A 16,790-nucleotide genomic window follows, 5' to 3' on the forward strand; every position below is an offset into this window, starting at 1 on the left:
CTCACGGAAGTTTAAATAAAATGTGATAACTCCGGCGGGCGTTATTAGGTAAGCTCAACTGTAATGAAACGGCGTGGATGTGGGTCATGAGTAACGCAAAGAAAATATTGCTGGTGGAGGACGATAGCGATATCGCCGCCTTCCTGAGCCTGAACTTAAAAGATGAAGGTTTTGAGATTGTGCACGAAGCCGATGGCGAACGTGCGCTGCTGCAACTGGAAAAACAGCACTGGGATGCGGTCATTCTCGATCTGATGCTGCCTGGCGTGGACGGGCTGGAGATCTGTCGCCGTATCCGCCAGATGACCCGCTATCTGCCTGTCATTATCATCAGCGCACGCACCAGCGAGACGCACCGGGTGCTGGGGCTCGAGATGGGGGCTGACGACTACCTGCCTAAACCGTTTTCCGTTCTGGAGCTGATTGCTCGCGTCAAGGCGCTCTTTCGACGTCAGGAAGCGATGGGGCAAAATCTTCGTCTGGAGGCGGGCATTATTCGCTGTCACGGCATGGAAATTGACCCCCTGGCACGAGAGGTTCGCCTGCGGGGGGAAACCATTGACTTGACCCCGCGTGAGTTTGATTTGCTCTACTGGTTTGCCCGTCATCCGGGCGAGGTGTTCTCCCGTTTATCGTTGCTGGATCATGTCTGGGGCTACCAGCATGAAGGGTACGAGCACACGGTAAATACGCACATTAACCGTCTGCGCGTCAAAATTGAAAAAGATGCTGCAGAGCCAGATATCATCCTGACGGTGTGGGGGAAAGGGTACAAATTTGCCGTCGAAAAAGCGGAGCCCCACGCATGATAAGCCACTTAACCTTGAGCCAGCGCCTGTCACTTCTTTTTAGCGCCACGCTTGTTTTATGCATGTTTGTGGCATGTGGCGTGCAGCTTTATAGCAGTAAGCAGTACGGCGATGCCATGGTGCAACGTCTGTCAGCGGGGTTGGCGCAGCAGATAGTGAACAGTGAACCGCTTCTGGATAACCAGGGTAAAGCAAACACTGAGAATCTCAAATCGCTGTTCGATCGTCTGATGACGCTTAATCCCAGCGTTGAACTCTATGTGGTGTCGCCTCAGGGACATATTGTGGCAGATGCGGCCCCGATCGGGCACATGAAGCGTCAAACGATCGACCTTACCCCGTTAAACAACTATTTATCCGGGGCTGCTTTCCCTGTGTATGGCGATGATCCACGAAGTCTGGATCAACGTAAGGTGTTCAGCGTGGCGCCGATCCTCCTGAACGGCAATCTGCACTCCTACTTGTATATTATTCTCCAGGGCGAAGACCTGAATGCACTGGCGAACACCGCGTGGCACAAGGCCCTGACCGACGCTATCATAGGATCGCTTTTACTGGCATTACTCTTTGGCGCGCTGGCCTGGTGGTTGGTCAAAAAATGGGTTACCCGTCCAGTGGAACAGTTAACCAGCGAGGTAAATGACCTTGAGCAGGACAGCATCAGCGCCATAAAAAGTCTGGCCGCCCGGCCGGTCAATCTGGCTCCTGAAAACGAAGTTGAACTGCTTCGTAACACGTTTATCGAATTATCGCGCAAGATTGCCTCACAATGGGATCAACTGGCTGACGGTGACCGCCAGCGCAGGGAGTTTATCGCCAATATCTCTCACGATCTTCGCACGCCGCTGACTTCGCTGCTGGGGTATCTCGAAACCCTCTCGCTTAAGTCCGCCACGTTGAGTGCCGAGGAGCAGAATCAATACCTGGCTATCGCACTGCGTCAGGGACAGAAAGTGCGCCATCTCTCTCAACAGCTGTTTGAACTGGCGCGCCTTGAGCATGGGGGGATTAAACCGCAGCGCGAACGTTTTGCCATGGCTGAATTGATTTCAGATGTGGCGCAAAAATTCGAGCTGACCACACAGACAAGGCAGTTGCGAATGCATATAGACGTCCCTGGCCCGCTGCCGCTGGTGTATGCCGATGTGTCGATGATTGAGCGGGTGGTCACGAATTTGCTGGATAATGCCGTTCGCCATACCCCGGCAGGAGGCGAGATTTTGCTTAAGGTCTGGCAGGAGAATGGGCTTCTGCAGGTTGAGGTGGCGGACAGTGGCTCAGGTATCGAGCGTGCATTGCGTGACGATCTGTTTCAGCGTCCTTCTGCGTTAAACCCGCAGGCATCGCGGGAGAATCGCGGCGGATTAGGCTTGCTGATTGTGAAGCGAATGCTGGAGCTGCATGGGGGAGGGATCAGGCTGATGGATTCGGTGAGCGGGGCACGTTTCCGGTTCTTTGTGCCGTTGTAAGAAATTGCCGGGTAAGGCGAAACCATCACCCGGCAACAATACTTACTGCGGGAACCACTGATCGCTGATTTTCTGATAGGTGCCGTCCGCTTTAATTGCTTTCAGGGCGCCGTTCAGTTTTTCCAGCAACGCTTTGTTATCCGGACGTACTGCAATGCCCAGACCGGTACCGAAGTACTGTGGATCGGTCACTTTCTCGGTTGCGGTACCCAGCTGCGGGTTAGTTTTCAGCCACTCGTTCACCACGGCAGTGTCACCAAACACGCCATCAATACGGCCATTTTTCAGGTCGATAATCGCGTTCTGGTAGCTGTCGTAGGCCACGGTTTTCACTTCAGGATGTTTGTCCTGCAGGTATTTCTGGTGCGTGGTGCCGTTTTCCATCCCAATGCGTTTGCCTTTCAGCTCGTCAAAGGATTTATAAGCACCTTTCTTCGCAATCACCACCGCCGAGTTGGCGTAGTACGGGTCGGTGAACGCGACCTGCTTGCTGCGTTCAGGCGTGATGTCCATCCCGGAGATCACCGCGTCGTATTTTTTGAACTTCAGCGACGGGATCAGGCTGTCAAAAGCATGGTTAGTAAAGGTGCAGTCGGCCTGCATTTGTTTGCACAGCGCTTTTGCCAGATCGATATCGAAACCGACGATCTGGTTGCTGGCATCCAGCGATTCAAACGGCGGATAGGTGGCGGACACGCCGAAATTGATTTTATCCGCAGCGGATGCGCCAGCGGCGAAGGTTGCGAGTAATGCGGCCAGAACTAACTTTTTCATTGTAATGCTCCCGTCTGTCTTATTTATGCGCCGTGTCTGCGGCCTGGATGTACAATGCCAGTTAATGAATTTGTATGCAATAAAAATGATTAAATATTATTTCTGTTGTAAAAAAAAGCGGATAACCCATCAGGTTACCCGCTCCATGAATACCGTTTTATGCATTCGCGTGGTTAATTTCTGCGCTCAAATGCCAGCGCTTTACGCTCAATCAGACGCATCATCAGCGTCAACAGACCGTTAACCACCAGATACACCACGCCTGCGGCACCAAATACCATCACGTCATAAGTGCGTCCGTACAACAACTGTCCATGACCCATCACTTCCATCAGGGTGATGGTGTAGGCCAGAGAGGTACTCTTGAACACCAGCACCACTTCGTTGGAGTAGGAGGAGAGCGCGCGCTTAAAGGCGTACGGCAGCAAAATCGCCAGCGTGTCTTTCTTGCTCATGCCCAGCGCCCCGCACGACTGCCATTGCCCTTCAGGAATAGCGCGGATAGCCCCGTAGAACAGTTGGGTGGTGTAGGCAGCACTGTTCAGCGAAAGAGCAATCAGGGCACACAGCCACGGCTCAGAGAGCAGGTGCCAGATAACCGGATAGTTCTGCAGCGACGGGAACTGGCCGGGCCCGTAGTAAATCAGGAAGATCTGCACCAGCAGCGGCGTACCGGTAAACAGGGTGATGTAGCCGCGCACAATCCACACCAGCACCGGCGTTTTCAGCGTCAGGATGATGGTGAAGATAAGGGCCAGGATCAGCGCCACGATGATGGACGCCACGGTCAGCGTCAGGCTGGTGTGCAGCCCTTTCATCAACTCGGGAAAATATTCAAGCATCAGCCTGGTCTCCGTTCAAAGCGCGTCGCACGCAGGTCAATACGCTTGAGGATGTACTGACTGAGCAACGTAATCACCAGGTAGATAGCTGCCGCCACAATGTACCAGGTAAACGGCTCCTGAGTACGGGTGGCGATGCTTTTGGTTTGCAACATCAAATCATTTACGCTTATCAGGCTCACCAGAGCGGTATCTTTCAGCAGCACCAGCCACTGGTTACCGAGCCCCGGCAGGGCATGACGCCACATTTGCGGCATCACCAGACGGAAGAAGATGGCTGACTTCGACAAGCCTAACGCCTGACCGGATTCCCATTGCCCCTGCGGTACCGCTTTCAGCGCACCGCGCAGCGTTTGCGACGCGTAGGCGGAGTAGAGCAGAGAGAGGGCAATGACGCCGCACAGGAACGGGCTAACGTCAAAATTCTCAATTTGCATCTGCACCGGGATCTGCGCAACGCCAAGATTAATGGTGAAGCCGTCCGACAGCATTAACAGCAGCTGTGAGGAACCGAAATAGATAAAGAGGACCACCAGGATTTCCGGTAGTCCACGCAGCACGGTGACCAACGCGGAGCCTGCCCAGGCGACGGGGAACCATTTTGCTGATTCCCACACAGCGAAGAACATCGCCAGCACAAGGCCGATAATCAGTGCGCAAACGGCAAGGCCGACGGTCATCCCGGCGGCGCTTGCTAAAGGAAAAATTTCATTCATCAGGAATTACTTCTGGAACCATTTTTTGTAGATGGTTTCGTAGGTGCCGTCTTTCTTCACTTTTTCCAGCGCAGCGTTAAATTTCTGCTGCAGCTCAGTGTTGCCCTGACGAACGGCAATCCCCAGACCGGTGCCGAAGTAATCCTTATCGGTCACTTTGTCGCCCACTGGTGCCAGCTTGTCGTTGGCTTTCAGCCACTCGGTCACGACAGCGGTATCACCGAAGACGCCGTCAATACGGCCATTCTGCAGATCCAGCTTCGCGTTCTGGTAGCTGTCATACGGAACAGTGGTGATTTCCGGATGTTTATCCATGATGAATTTCTGGTGCGTGGTGCCGTTCTGTACACCGACTTTCTTGCCTTTCAGCTGATCAACAGAGGTGAACTTCCCTTTCTGACCAATGAACAGGGCGGAGTTGTCGTAGTAAGGGGTGGTAAACAGCACCTGTTTTTCACGCTCAGGGGTGATGTCCATACCGGCCATGACGGCGTCGATACGGCGGAACTTCAGGCTTGGGATCAGGCTGTCGAACGCCTGGTTGCTGAAGGTACAGGTTGCGTCGATCTCTTTACACAGGGCGTTTGCCAGATCCACATCGAAGCCCACAATCTTGTTGCTGGCATCCATGGACTCAAACGGAGGGTAGGAGGCTTCCGTGGCGAAACGAATGGTCTGGGCTGCGGTAGCGGAAAGGGTAACGCCAGCAAGCAGCACGGCAAGTAATACTTTTTTCATTATATTTCCCCTGACACAATCAATGAGATAAATAGTTTTTGAAGGCATCGGTTTGCGGGTTAGAGAAACAGCTCGCATCACCTTGCTCAACGATATAACCGTTTTCCATGTACACCACGCGGCTGGCGGTTTTGCGCGCCACTTCCACTTCGTGGGTTACGATGACCTGAGTAATATTGGTTTCCGCCAGCTCACGAATGATGCTGACGATCTGGGCGGTGATTTCCGGGTCCAGCGCCGCCGTCGGCTCATCAAACAGCAGTACCGCAGGCTCCATCATCAGCGCACGAGCAATCGCCACACGCTGTTGTTGCCCACCAGAAAGGTGCAGCGGATAGCGGTCGCTGTATGGCTTAAGACGCAGACGCTCCAGCAGTTTTTCGGCACGCGCAATCGCCTGATCTTTGCTTAACCCCAGCACACGGCACGGGGCTTCAATCAGGTTTTGCAGCACGGTCAGATGCGGCCAGAGATTGTATTGCTGGAAGACCATGCCGACGTTTTGACGCAGCTCGCGAATCGCTTTATCTGACGGGGTCTTCGCGAAATCAAAATGGTTACCGGCGATTGCCAGCGTACCTGAACGTGGCATTTCAAGCAGATTAAGGACACGCAGAAGGGAGCTTTTACCTGCACCGCTTGGGCCAAGCAAAACCAGCGTTTCGCCTTCCGGGCAGTTCAGCGTGATGTCAAACAGCGCCTGGTGTGCGCCGTAGAAGCAGTTAATGCCGTTTAGTTTAATACTCATCGGGGCAGTCTTTACTCATCCAGGCAATCTATAGCAATTGAGGCCGCAGATAGTACCGTTGACAGAATAGTTATGCAATATTTCTGCGTTAAAAGTTAAATATAACCCGTATTTCCTCTTAAACATAGCACAAAATAGCGAACGGCAAGGTCGGCGAGTATAAATGTCGGCATTCCGAATGAAATGCCGCACATTTTTCGGGGGTTACAATTTTGTATCGGATGGTTTAACGGTTTTCAATCGACTGACGCAGCGTGCCTGCCGGGGCATGAACGCTGCCGCCGACGTAGCGTACGTCGTCCACCGCCCAGCATTGACCCTCACGGATCATCAGCACTTCATCCTGCCAGGTCTGAGTACCCTGAGTCAGCTTCACGCGCAGCGGAATGTTTCGCGCATCCGTGTTCGGAATAGTTGACGCGCTGGCCACTTCGGCGCTGTCAGGCAGCGTGGCGCGGCTGGAGAACGGATCGGATTTCAACAGCGCGTTGTGCTGCGGATCGCGGGTGGCGTCGTTCAGCAATTTTGCCAGCCCATCGCTCAGATACGGGCGCAGGCCGGTGAGATCGTTGCTGCGGTGCTGAATGCGATAATCATAGAACTGCTGCGCCACGGTGTCCGGGCCGCCATCAATACAGGGGCCGCTGCGGGTACCGATATCCTTAAAGGCTGGCGTGACCGTGGTGGTACAGGCGCTGAGCACCAGCGCGCAGGGCACGAAAAGTGTTAAAGCAGAATAGCGCATGTTGATTTCCTTATTTATTAACTATCCTTTCAATCATAGCGTAACGAACCGATAATGCTGTGCCTAAGGCATTGAACGCTAAAGAAGGAGATAAAATATGCAGTTTTCAACAACGCCAACCCTGGAAGGGCAGACCATTACCGAGTACTGCGGTGTGGTCACCGGTGAAGCGATTCTCGGTGCCAACATCTTCCGTGACTTTTTTGCCGGCATCCGCGATATCGTAGGTGGACGCTCTGGCGCATACGAAAAAGAGCTGCGCAAAGCGCGCGAGATCGCCTTTAAAGAGCTCGGCGAGCAGGCGGAAGCCCTCGGCGCGGATGCGGTCGTGGGGATTGATATCGACTACGAAACGGTCGGTAAAGATGCCAGCATGCTGATGGTGAGCGTAAGCGGTACGGCGGTGAAAACTCTTCGATGACGCGTTCGCTTACGGCGCTCCTGCTGGCGCTGTTGCTGGCAGGGTGCTCCGCTGAAAAAGGGATTATTGATAAAGGTGCCTACGAGCTGGATACCCGGCATCAGGCGCAGGCGGCTTACCCGCGCATCAAGGTGCTGGTGATCCACTACACCGCGGATGATTTTGACAGCTCGCTCGCCACGCTAACGGATAAAAACGTCAGCTCTCACTATTTGATCCCTGCAAAGCCACCGGCACCGGAAGGAAAACCGCGCATCTGGCAACTGGTGCCCGAGAGCGAGCTGGCCTGGCATGCAGGCATTAGCTTCTGGCGGGGTACTAACCGTATCAATGATACATCTGTCGGCATTGAGCTGGAAAACCGTGGCTGGCAAAAGAGGTCTGGCGTTAAGCACTTTACTCCTTTTGAACCTGCGCAGATCGCGGCGCTGGTGCCGCTCGCCAAAGACATTATTGCCCGCTACAACATCAGACCTGAAAATGTCGTGGCCCATTCGGATATCGCGCCGCAGCGTAAAGATGACCCCGGTCCGTTGTTTCCGTGGCGGCAACTGGCTCAGCAAGGCATCGGCGCATGGCCCGATCCCGCACGTGTTGCGTTCTATATGAACGGGCGTCCGCGCTATCAACAGGTGGATACTCCCGCGTTACTCGATCTCCTTGCGCGTTATGGCTATGAAGTACCGGCAGACAGTACGCCGGCGCAGCAAAAACGCATCATCATGGTCTTCCAGATGCATTTCCGACCCGATCTGTGGAACGGAGTCGCGGATATCGAAACGATGGCCATTGCAGAAGCACTTTTAGAGAAATACGGGCAGGGGTAATCCTTCGGATTGCCCCCGAATGCGCCTGTTTATGCTGAATTGCTTGAGATTAATCTTAAGTACAAACTTAATTCATTTTTAGTTAATTGACTTAAAATTATCCGGATTTAAGATAGACACATAGCTTGCTAAGTAATGCAGCAAATAAATATAACGTACTCGCCCTTTATTTTCTCCTTGAGAATATCATCAGGAAAATATTAAAAGGTTAAGGTTTTATACCTTAGTCTTGCTTTTTAAATTTCACATCTTAAATCGGGTATAATAATGTTAAGCATCTATGCGAAAAAATTACGTCCGCAGCATGAAATGGAAACCATTATCTCTGCAACGTCAGGTTTTGAAGAAAGAACCTTAAAGAAATGGCAAAAAATATCGACCTCTGATTCACAGTATATTCATATTATCGTCAGCGGCGAAGTTGAGTTCCGCCGTGAATCCGACGAGCTGTGTATGTTCACTGTGACGGGCCAGTGCATTTTTGGTCTCTCTGCCATGTACTACAACGCAACGCACATGTATGGCCTCGTTCGTGCCAATACCGTGGTGCGCTCAATTAAAAAAGAGGTTTTCGCCCAGCTAATGACTGAAAACAATTTATGGCCGGAACTGACTAAAGTCCTCTCCTGGTACATTTGTATGCTGAGCAAACGAGACGATGTGTTGGTTGCCCGCAGTGCCTATTCAGTCGTACGCGAATTCCTGTACGAAATTAATGAACTGATTATTCATCATCAACGTGATATTAATGTTTATGATTATATTCAGGAGTACACCAATCTGGCGCGTAGTACCATCATTAAAATCCTCTCCGACCTGAAAAAAGGTCAGTATATTGTCGTGGAAAAGGGGCGTCTCCTTAATATGGCAACATTGCCTGAGAAATATTAATTATTCCAGCCGATCGCCTTTCTGACTCAAAGGCGATCGGATGTCTGCTTTATGTAATACACCAGACTGTGAATTCTCCTGCGTTTCGTCAACTGGCGGCGCGGGAATTTTTCCGTGCGAGTAATCCTGTTCTTGTTCTTTTAACGCCTGCTTAAACAACTCGGTTAACGATGAATTATTTGTGTCTGTGCTGGCGGGCGAAACATCGTGAGCTTCAGTTCCGGGTAACGTATCCCGCGACGTATCGTGCGGTTCCGTACCCTGAGGTGCCTGCTGCCAGTCGGCATCATCGCTGTTAATGGGAAGATCCTGCATGGCAGGAATATCATGGTGTACTGGCGCAGGTTTCGGCTCCGGATGCGGGAACGGTTTACTCACATACACATAGTGCATATCTGAAATCTGCGTCTCGGGTTTTACGACGCTGACTTTTTTTGCCAGTTCCGCTGCGGGATGACGCAGGTTCCAGTAGGTATGCGTGTACAGTCCCGCCATCAGCATGGCACACAGACTCACCATCCATACGACGGTGTTGGTGAATATTGTTCTCAGGTGGGGGAAACGATACGAAAACCAGACCGCCTCCCCGGTTGTGTAGCTGCGCTGAGCCGCAAGACAGATGGTAGACATCAGGAACGCCCCTCCTGCGTTTGAGTGGTCTGAATCAATACGCTCGGCGTGGTATTGGTTACGCGCATCAACTGCATCAACGTCTCTTCCCCGGGAATACCATCCACATGCAGATGCATTTTTTGCTGGAACTCGCGGGTGCGTTTCATCATTTCCGCCGTCCAGGTTTGAGAGTGGGTTTCCGGTTGGGCAAGGGCCTGACTCAACTGCTGGTCAAGCCAGGTCATATCTTTACTGTCGCTGGCGGCGCCGATCGCGTCTTTACCTTCCGGCGTCAGGCTGTGCAGTTGGGTGTAGTTTCCGGTCGCGTGTTGGTTAAACCAGTTGCGGCTCACCTGCCAGGTGCGGTTGTTCATCAGCAGGTCGATTGAGGTCTCTCCGACGCGGGCGACCACAGCATAGTTAAGGTGGTTACCCGTTTTCAGTTCACTGATCCACGGATAGCCCTCCTGTGCCAGCACCTCCGGTGAGGCATTTCCCTGTTTACACATCAGGTTCACCTTCGCGGCGTTTTGACACAGAGCATCGTCCGCCGAGGCGTCATAACCCCACATCAGGTAGAGCTGATGCATGGCATCTGACGGGGTGATCATTTCGTTATCGATAACCGGCACGACAGGCGTCTGAACTTTTGGTGTCTGATGCTGCCAGCTCACCGGAACCGGCAGTTGAACCGGAAGGCGTGCCGTCATCGCTGAGCTGAAATACCAGCCGCAGGCAGCGAACAGCACAGACGCGAATAATCCCACGGTAGCCAGGTACTTACCGCATTTTTTCCCTGGCAGGACTTCTCCCGCGGCCAGGCGTAAATGACGTGGGCTGACCTGGCTTGCACGCTCGGTCCAGGCGGCAAGCATCGCGAGGTGCGCCAGTTCATTCAGCTTGCTGATATTCCCTTTGGTCAGGGCATGCATTTTACGCACGCGGGCCGGGGTTAACGGTGAGTTCTCGCATCCCTGTTCGTCACACTGCGCCTGCACGTAGTTGAGATATTCCCGGCAGGTGAGGGAGCGCAACGTGTGATGGGTGTGCGTATATTCCCGCAACACAGATTGCTGCATCAGGACAGCTTCCTGAGCTGCTGCGCCCATCAGCACGATGGAAAGAGCAAACTCCAGCTCCTGGGCGCGCGTGAGCAACAGAGCCAGCACCTCCCGGCAGGTGTCTTTCATGGCTTCGGTGTGGGTGAGCACCAGCACTTTCGACCTGGTTTTACCGCCTTGCCACTGGTGCAACACCGCATCCACCGCCTGAACCCTGTTCTTGTTCTCTTTCGTTCCCGGGTTGAGCTTATACAGCAGGCTACTGGCACTCAGTTTTGGGAACGCGTTGATGGCAAGAACATTAGGGTTAGCAGATTTCAGGGCATCGCTGAACTGGCCCAGCAGCGGGAGATCGTCAGAAAAGAGCCCCGTAATTCCCGCCAGCTGGGTTTTCTCTTTCAGCAGGTTGAAAACGTCCTGATGATAAGGCACCAGAAAATCCCCGGATAAACGAGTGATCTTCCGAAAGGGCGGATTTTTAAAATTAAAGTGGCTCTGATACATAACGACTTACCGTCTCTGATTGAATAGCAACAGGACGAGAAAGTAAAGCAACGCCACCGAGGGGGCAATTTATACACAGGGTAAAAATATCCTGCTGTCGATACCTAACATCTGAAATTTATACGGTCAATATGTTTTTTCATGAAAGTTAGCGGCAAAGCCAGTGGTCGTATTTATCGCGAGGTATTACGCTTTCCACACATATTAGTGCAGCGTGATGCTGCTTATTTTCGCTTTGCTAAAGGCCAGATGAAAAATGAGGTTCTCATATCTGTCTCGGTGGATAACGCCTTGCATTATGTTTGTGCTGTTAATTTTTTGCGGCCAGCAAGGGTATCGGACGTTTAAAGATTATAAAAAAGTGACGAATAAGTTGGTTAATTCTGATGTGCAGCCAGCGAAAAATCCTCGTGAAGAAAAGACATTCACACTTTTCGCCGCTGCTGTACGTCAGGATAACTTACCTGCGGCAGTCAAAGCCCCTCTGGCTGCGGAAATTGAAGGCATCGTACGCAGTGATGATACCTGGCTTTCCTTCGCCGTCATCAAAACACCCGGTGGTCAAAAGAGTTACCGCGAAGGTGAGCCACTGGCCGGATTTAACGATGCCTATATTCAGGAAATTAACAAAGATAATGTGGTGGTTAATTACGAAGGTGCTACGCAGGTACTGGCTTTAAATAAACCTGATTATTTTAAGGGCGGCGTTGACAACGGCCCGGTAACCCATTCGACGAAAGATGCAGGTGCGGACAATGTGCATCTGGATGATTATCTGGTGTTAAAACCAATAATCGAAAAGGGGCAACTGGAAGGCTATAACATTAATCCAAAGGATGCTTCCACCTTCTACAGCCATTCAGGGTTGAAAAAAGGGGATGTGGCAGTAGAAGTGAACTCAGTCGATATGACCGATCAAGCAAAGGCAAAAAGTATTATTGCCAGTTGGTCGAAAATGAAAGAAGCGGAGGTCGTCGTCAGACGTCACGCTCACCTTGAAAATATTCGGGTTAATGTTCTAAACAATTAACAAGTGTACAGACATGAAGAAATTTCCCTGGGCGTGCGTGGCGCTGACCGCATTGTCGTTATATTCGAGTTCGCTGCTTGCAGCCAACTTTAGCGCGAGCTTTAAAAATACCGATATCCGCGAGTTTATTGATACGGTTGGCCGCAATCTTAATAAAACCATTCTCGTCGACCCGTCCGTTCAGGGCACGGTGTCGGTCAGAACCTACAACGTGCTGACGGAAGATGAGTATTACCAGTTCTTTCTGAGCGTGCTGGATTTGTACGGGCTGTCGGTGATCCCGATGGACAACGGCATGGTCAAAGTGGTGCGTTCAAGCGTAGCCCGCACCGCCGGTGCACCGCTGGCAGACAGCAAAAATCCGGGCAAGGGTGATGAGATCATCACTCGCGTGGTGCGCATGGAAAATGTGCCAGTACGTGAACTGGCTCCGCTGCTGCGTCAGCTCAACGATGCCACCGGCATCGGGAACGTGGTCCATTTCGAGCCCTCCAACGTGCTGCTGTTAACCGGTAAAGCCTCTGTGGTGAACCGCCTGGTGGATCTGGTTCAGCGCGTGGATAAAGACGGGGTTCAGCGTCGTGAGATTGTGCCGCTGCGCTTTGCGTCCGCGAAGGAGCTCTCAGACATGTTGAACAATCTCAACAACGAAGAGCAGAAAGGGCAAAACGCGCCGCAACTGGCTACCAAAGTGGTGGCGGATGACGAAACGAATAGTCTGGTGATCAGCGGTTCGGAAGATGCGCGGATGCGTACCCGTTCCCTCATTCATCAACTGGATCGCGAGCAGAACAACGAGGGCAACACCCGCGTCTTCTATCTCAAGTATGCCAGTGCCACGAAAGTGGTTCCGGTGCTTACCGGTATTGGCGAACAGCTGAAAGATAAAGCGGGCACGCCTAAGGCGAAAACCGCTACTGCGAAAAGCGATCTGAATATTACCGCTGATGAGGCAACCAACTCGCTGGTGATCACCGCGCAGCCTAACGTGATGAACTCTCTGGAGAAGGTGATCGACAAGCTCGACATCCGCCGTCCGCAGGTACTGGTAGAAGCGATCATTGCTGAGGTGCAGGACGGTAACGGACTGGACCTCGGCGTGCAGTGGACCAGTAAGCACGGTGGTGTGCAGTTCGGCTCCACCGGGCTGCCCATCAGCCAGGTGAAAAATGGCGTGATGAAAGGGGCGAGTTTCACCGGCCTGGCGACAGGATTCTTTAACGGTGATTTCGGGGCCCTGATGACCGCGCTCTCAACCGATGGCAAAAATGACATTCTTTCGACCCCAAGCGTGGTCACGCTGGATAACAAAGAAGCGTCGTTCAACGTGGGTCAGGATGTGCCGGTGCTTTCCGGTTCGCAGACCACCAGTGGTGACAACGTCTTTAACTCTGTTGAGCGTAAGACGGTCGGTACCAAGCTGAAGATTGTGCCGCAAATCAACGACGGGGACATGATCCATCTGAAGATCGAGCAGGAAGTGTCCAGCGTCGACAACAGTGCAACGGAAGACGCCAGCCTCGGCCCAACCTTCAACACCCGTACCATCAACAACGAAGTGATGGTGCACAGTGGGCAGACGGTGGTGCTTGGCGGACTGATGGAAAACGTCACCAAACAGTCGGTTTCCAAAGTGCCGCTGCTCGGCGATATCCCGCTGGTCGGTCAGCTGTTCCGTTACACCTCGCAGGATACGTCCAAACGCAACCTGATGGTATTCATCCATACCACCGTCCTGCGTGACGACGATAACTACAGTGCGGCGTCGAAAGAGAAATATGACCAAATCCGCGCTCGTCAGCAGCAGCGCGTGGAGGAGAAAAAGCTCGGTATCGTTGAGCCAACCGATAATGCGGTGTTGCCTGCATTGCCCTCTGCCTCCCGCAACCCGTTTAAAGAGTAAGGGAGGCATAACGTGGACGAGCTGGGTAAAACTCTGTGTAGCAGCAGCTACGCGAAAGATAATGGCGTTTTATTTTACAACAATGATGTCTATATCCGTGATGATACCCCGGCTTTTGCTCTGCTGGAGGTACACCGGGTGCTGGGGCGCGCGTTCGTTCCGGTAACCCTGACGTCTGACGCCTTCGATGAGATGCTGGCTAAAATCTGGCAGCAGAGCAGCGGCGTGTCTCAGCAACTGGTGGACGATATGGATGCGGATATCGATCTGATGGCGTTAACCGAGGAGATCCCGGATAACGAAGATCTGCTCGATAACGACGAAAACTCCCCGGTGATCCGCCTGATCAACGCCATTCTCGGCGAGGCGGTCAAGGACGGTGCGTCAGATATTCATATCGAAACTTTTGAGCGCACGCTGAGTATTCGCTTCCGCGTCGACGGCGTACTACGCCCGGTGTTGCAACCCGCGCGTAAACTCGCGCCGCTGCTGGTGTCGCGTATTAAAGTCATGTCAAAACTCGACATCGCCGAGAAGCGCCTGCCGCAGGATGGCCGTATCTCCCTGCGCATTGGTCGTAAGGCGATTGACGTGCGTGTGTCGACCATTCCATCTCAGTATGGCGAGCGCGTGGTGATGCGTCTGCTCGATAAAAGCAATCTCAAGCCCGACATCAACAAGCTGGGGCTGATTGATGAAGAGCTGGAGAAGTTAAAAGGGCTGATTGACCGTCCGCACGGCATTATCCTGGTCACCGGGCCAACGGGTTCCGGTAAAAGTACCACCCTGTACGCCATTCTGTCGGCGCTGAACGGCCATGAACGCAATATTCTGACCGTTGAAGATCCGATTGAATACGAGCTGGAAGGGGTGGGGCAGACGCAGGTTAACCCGCGCGTGGACATGACCTTTGCCCGCGGACTGCGCGCAATTCTGCGTCAGGACCCGGACGTGGTGATGATTGGGGAAATTCGTGATGGTGAGACCGCGCAAATTGCGGTGCAGGCGTCGCTGACCGGTCACCTGGTCATGTCTACGCTGCACACCAACAGTGCCGCAGGGGCGATTACCCGTCTGCGGGATATGGGGCTGGAGTCCTTTTTAATCGGTTCATCGTTACTCGGTGTCATTGCCCAGCGTCTGGTGCGTCGGTTGTGTTCTCACTGCCGAACCACCAGTCCGCTGGATGACAATGAAAAGGCGTTGTTCAGTTTTATGGAGACGCCACCCAAAACGATCTATCGCGCGGTAGGGTGCGAGCACTGCCGCCAGAGCGGCTATCAGGGCCGGGCCGGTATTCATGAATTTCTGGTGGTGGACAGCACTATGCGCCGCGCGATTCATGAAGATAAAGATGAAATGTCCATCGAGACACAGCTCTTTAAGCAGGCCTACAGCCTGCGTGAAAACGGACTGTTGAAAGTGATCGGCGGCGTAACGTCTCTCGAAGAGGTGATGCGGGTGACCGCCGAGCGTGGAGGGGATGCGTAATGGCCTTCTACGCCTGGACGGCAACGGATGTCGCGGGCAAAACCGTGCGTGGCGCGTTGCAGGCCGAAGGGCAGAAGCAGGTTCGCCAGATGTTGCGCGAGCAAAAGCTGATGCCCGTCAGCATTACCGAGACCCGTGAAGCAGCGTCAGCCGGAAAAACGAAAACGGGGACAAAGCTCTCCACCCCGGTGCTGTCGATGTTTACCCGCCAGCTCTCCACGCTGGTCAACGCCGCGCTGCCGCTGGAGAGCGCGCTGAAAGCAATCTCGAAGCAGACGGAAGACAAAAAGCTGGCGGCGATGGTGGTGGAGATCCGCGAGAAGGTAGTGGAGGGACACACGCTCTTTGACGCCTTCAGCCAGTTTCCGCGCACCTTCGACAAACTCTACTGCACGCTGGTGATGGCTGGTGAAAAGACCGGCCACCTGGGCGATGTGCTGGAGAAGCTGGCCGAGTACAACGAGCAGCGTCAGAAGATGAAAAGCAAGCTGACGCAGGCGATGGTCTACCCCATCACCCTGACGGTGGTGGCCATCGCGGTCATCAGCATTCTGCTGGTGGCGGTGGTGCCGCAGGTGATTGAACAGTTCACCCACATGAAGCAGCAACTGCCGATCACCACCCGGACGCTGATTGCGGTGAGTGATTTCCTGCAGGCCTACGGCATCTACATTGTCGGCGTGCTGGGCGGTGGATTCGTCAGCTTTAAGGCCTGGCTCAGACATACCAAAAACCGTTTCAAATGGAACCACTGGCTGGTCAACGGATCGCCAGTTAAAAAGCTGGTGTGCGCCATTAACAGCGCCCGTTATATCCGTACCTTAAGTATTCTTCAGGCCAGCAGCGTGCCGTTACTGGAAGGGATGTATATCGCGATGGACGGCATTGAAAACCTCTATGCCCGGCAGGTGCTGGAGCAGGCAGCAGATACCGTGCGCCAGGGGGCGTCGCTGTATGCCGCGCTGGAACAGGCGAAATTATTCCCGCCGACCATGCTGTATATGATTGCCTCCGGCGAAGAGAGCGGCGAATTGGGCAATTTAATGGATCGCGCGGCGGAAAACCAGGAATCAGCATTACAGCATCGAATTACGTTAACGCTGTCGGTATTTGAACCGGCACTGGTGGTATCCATGGCAACGATTGTTTTATTCATCGTGCTGTCAATATTACAACCGCTTCTGCAACTTAATAATATGGTAGGTTAAA

Annotated in this window: 17 protein-coding genes; 9 read left to right on the forward strand and 8 right to left on the reverse strand. The window is 53.1% G+C overall.

Annotated features, from left to right (window positions below; genetic code table 11):
* The first annotated feature begins 86 nt into the window (after window positions 1–86).
* Together ACJ9Y9_RS07425 and ACJ9Y9_RS07430 are read left to right on the forward strand one after the other, a co-directional pair.
* Window positions 87–809: a response regulator transcription factor gene (locus ACJ9Y9_RS07425; protein ID WP_028019303.1), complete on the forward strand. Its 723-nt coding sequence runs from the start codon at window positions 87–89 to the stop codon at window positions 807–809.
* Window positions 806–2,278, forward strand: a complete 1,473-nt coding sequence (locus ACJ9Y9_RS07430) for an ATP-binding protein (RefSeq protein ID WP_028019302.1) — start codon at window positions 806–808, stop codon at window positions 2,276–2,278. Before ACJ9Y9_RS07425 ends, ACJ9Y9_RS07430 begins: the two co-directional genes overlap by 4 nt.
* A 42-nt stretch (window positions 2,279–2,320) precedes the next feature.
* Here ACJ9Y9_RS07430 and artJ read toward each other — a convergent pair whose 3' ends face one another.
* The 6 genes from artJ to ACJ9Y9_RS07460 all read right to left on the reverse strand — a co-directional run bounded on the left by artJ (window position 2,321) and on the right by ACJ9Y9_RS07460 (window position 6,841).
* Entirely contained in the window at window positions 2,321–3,052 is a 732-nt protein-coding gene (artJ, locus tag ACJ9Y9_RS07435) for an arginine ABC transporter substrate-binding protein ArtJ (protein WP_028019301.1), read from the reverse strand.
* Between the two features lie 173 nt (window positions 3,053–3,225).
* Window positions 3,226–3,894 (reverse strand): arginine ABC transporter permease ArtM, encoded by a 669-nt coding sequence (gene artM / locus ACJ9Y9_RS07440; RefSeq protein ID WP_028019300.1) that lies wholly within the window; start codon window positions 3,892–3,894, stop codon window positions 3,226–3,228.
* The gene (gene artQ / locus ACJ9Y9_RS07445; protein WP_028019299.1) at window positions 3,894–4,610 is read right to left on the reverse strand and encodes an arginine ABC transporter permease ArtQ; all 717 of its coding nucleotides are present in this window, start codon (window positions 4,608–4,610) and stop codon (window positions 3,894–3,896) included. Before artQ ends, artM begins: the two co-directional genes overlap by 1 nt.
* A gap of 6 nt (window positions 4,611–4,616) precedes the next feature.
* Complete coding sequence (artI, locus tag ACJ9Y9_RS07450; protein ID WP_028019298.1) at window positions 4,617–5,348, reverse strand: arginine ABC transporter substrate-binding protein ArtI; 732 nt, start codon at window positions 5,346–5,348, stop codon at window positions 4,617–4,619.
* A gap of 19 nt (window positions 5,349–5,367) precedes the next feature.
* Window positions 5,368–6,096, reverse strand: coding sequence for an arginine ABC transporter ATP-binding protein ArtP (gene artP / locus ACJ9Y9_RS07455; RefSeq protein ID WP_028019297.1), 729 nt, complete (start codon window positions 6,094–6,096; stop codon window positions 5,368–5,370).
* A 226-nt stretch (window positions 6,097–6,322) separates the two neighbouring features.
* Entirely contained in the window at window positions 6,323–6,841 is a 519-nt protein-coding gene (locus ACJ9Y9_RS07460; protein WP_028019296.1) for a lipoprotein, read from the reverse strand.
* Between the two features lie 97 nt (window positions 6,842–6,938).
* Here ACJ9Y9_RS07460 and ACJ9Y9_RS07465 point away from each other — a divergent pair, with 97 nt between their 5' ends.
* The 3 genes from ACJ9Y9_RS07465 (at window position 6,939) to ACJ9Y9_RS07475 (ending at window position 8,980) form a co-directional block, all read left to right on the forward strand.
* Window positions 6,939–7,262 (forward strand): heavy metal-binding domain-containing protein, encoded by a 324-nt coding sequence (locus tag ACJ9Y9_RS07465; RefSeq protein ID WP_023310944.1) that lies wholly within the window; start codon window positions 6,939–6,941, stop codon window positions 7,260–7,262.
* The gene (locus ACJ9Y9_RS07470) at window positions 7,259–8,089 is read left to right on the forward strand and encodes an N-acetylmuramoyl-L-alanine amidase (protein ID WP_028019295.1); all 831 of its coding nucleotides are present in this window, start codon (window positions 7,259–7,261) and stop codon (window positions 8,087–8,089) included. The genes ACJ9Y9_RS07465 and ACJ9Y9_RS07470 overlap by 4 nt, the downstream gene beginning before the upstream one ends.
* Window positions 8,090–8,356: 267 nt before the next feature.
* A complete protein-coding gene (locus tag ACJ9Y9_RS07475; RefSeq protein ID WP_028019294.1) occupies window positions 8,357–8,980 on the forward strand; it encodes a helix-turn-helix domain-containing protein in 624 nt (207 codons plus the stop codon).
* Here ACJ9Y9_RS07475 and ACJ9Y9_RS07480 read toward each other — a convergent pair whose 3' ends face one another.
* On the reverse strand, window positions 8,981–9,610 hold the full coding sequence (locus tag ACJ9Y9_RS07480) for a hypothetical protein (RefSeq protein WP_028019293.1): 630 nt from the start codon (window positions 9,608–9,610) through the stop codon (window positions 8,981–8,983).
* The gene (locus tag ACJ9Y9_RS07485) at window positions 9,610–11,157 is read right to left on the reverse strand and encodes a peptidoglycan-binding domain-containing protein (RefSeq protein ID WP_028019292.1); all 1,548 of its coding nucleotides are present in this window, start codon (window positions 11,155–11,157) and stop codon (window positions 9,610–9,612) included. Before ACJ9Y9_RS07485 ends, ACJ9Y9_RS07480 begins: the two co-directional genes overlap by 1 nt.
* 298 nt (window positions 11,158–11,455) lie before the next feature.
* On the opposite strand from ACJ9Y9_RS07485, the gene gspC reads away from it, so the two are divergent.
* Genes gspC through gspF form a run of 4 tightly spaced genes read left to right on the forward strand, consistent with a single transcriptional unit; the run spans window position 11,456 to window position 16,789 of the window.
* Window positions 11,456–12,187: a type II secretion system protein GspC gene (gspC, locus tag ACJ9Y9_RS07490; protein ID WP_028019291.1), complete on the forward strand. Its 732-nt coding sequence runs from the start codon at window positions 11,456–11,458 to the stop codon at window positions 12,185–12,187.
* Between the two features lie 13 nt (window positions 12,188–12,200).
* Window positions 12,201–14,090 carry a type II secretion system secretin GspD gene (gspD, locus tag ACJ9Y9_RS07495; RefSeq protein WP_028019290.1) on the forward strand — a complete coding sequence of 630 codons (1,890 nt, stop codon included), beginning with the start codon at window positions 12,201–12,203 and terminating at the stop codon, window positions 14,088–14,090.
* A 12-nt stretch (window positions 14,091–14,102) separates the two neighbouring features.
* Entirely contained in the window at window positions 14,103–15,581 is a 1,479-nt protein-coding gene (gene gspE, locus ACJ9Y9_RS07500) for a type II secretion system ATPase GspE (protein WP_028019289.1), read from the forward strand.
* On the forward strand, window positions 15,581–16,789 hold the full coding sequence (gene gspF, locus ACJ9Y9_RS07505; RefSeq protein WP_028019288.1) for a type II secretion system inner membrane protein GspF: 1,209 nt from the start codon (window positions 15,581–15,583) through the stop codon (window positions 16,787–16,789). Before gspE ends, gspF begins: the two co-directional genes overlap by 1 nt.
* Window position 16,790: the final 1 nt, after the last annotated feature.

The sequence above is a fragment of the Enterobacter sp. CPE_E1241 genome, from assembly GCF_045618265.1.
In the GTDB taxonomy this organism is placed as follows: Bacteria; Pseudomonadota; Gammaproteobacteria; order Enterobacterales; family Enterobacteriaceae; genus Enterobacter; species Enterobacter adelaidei.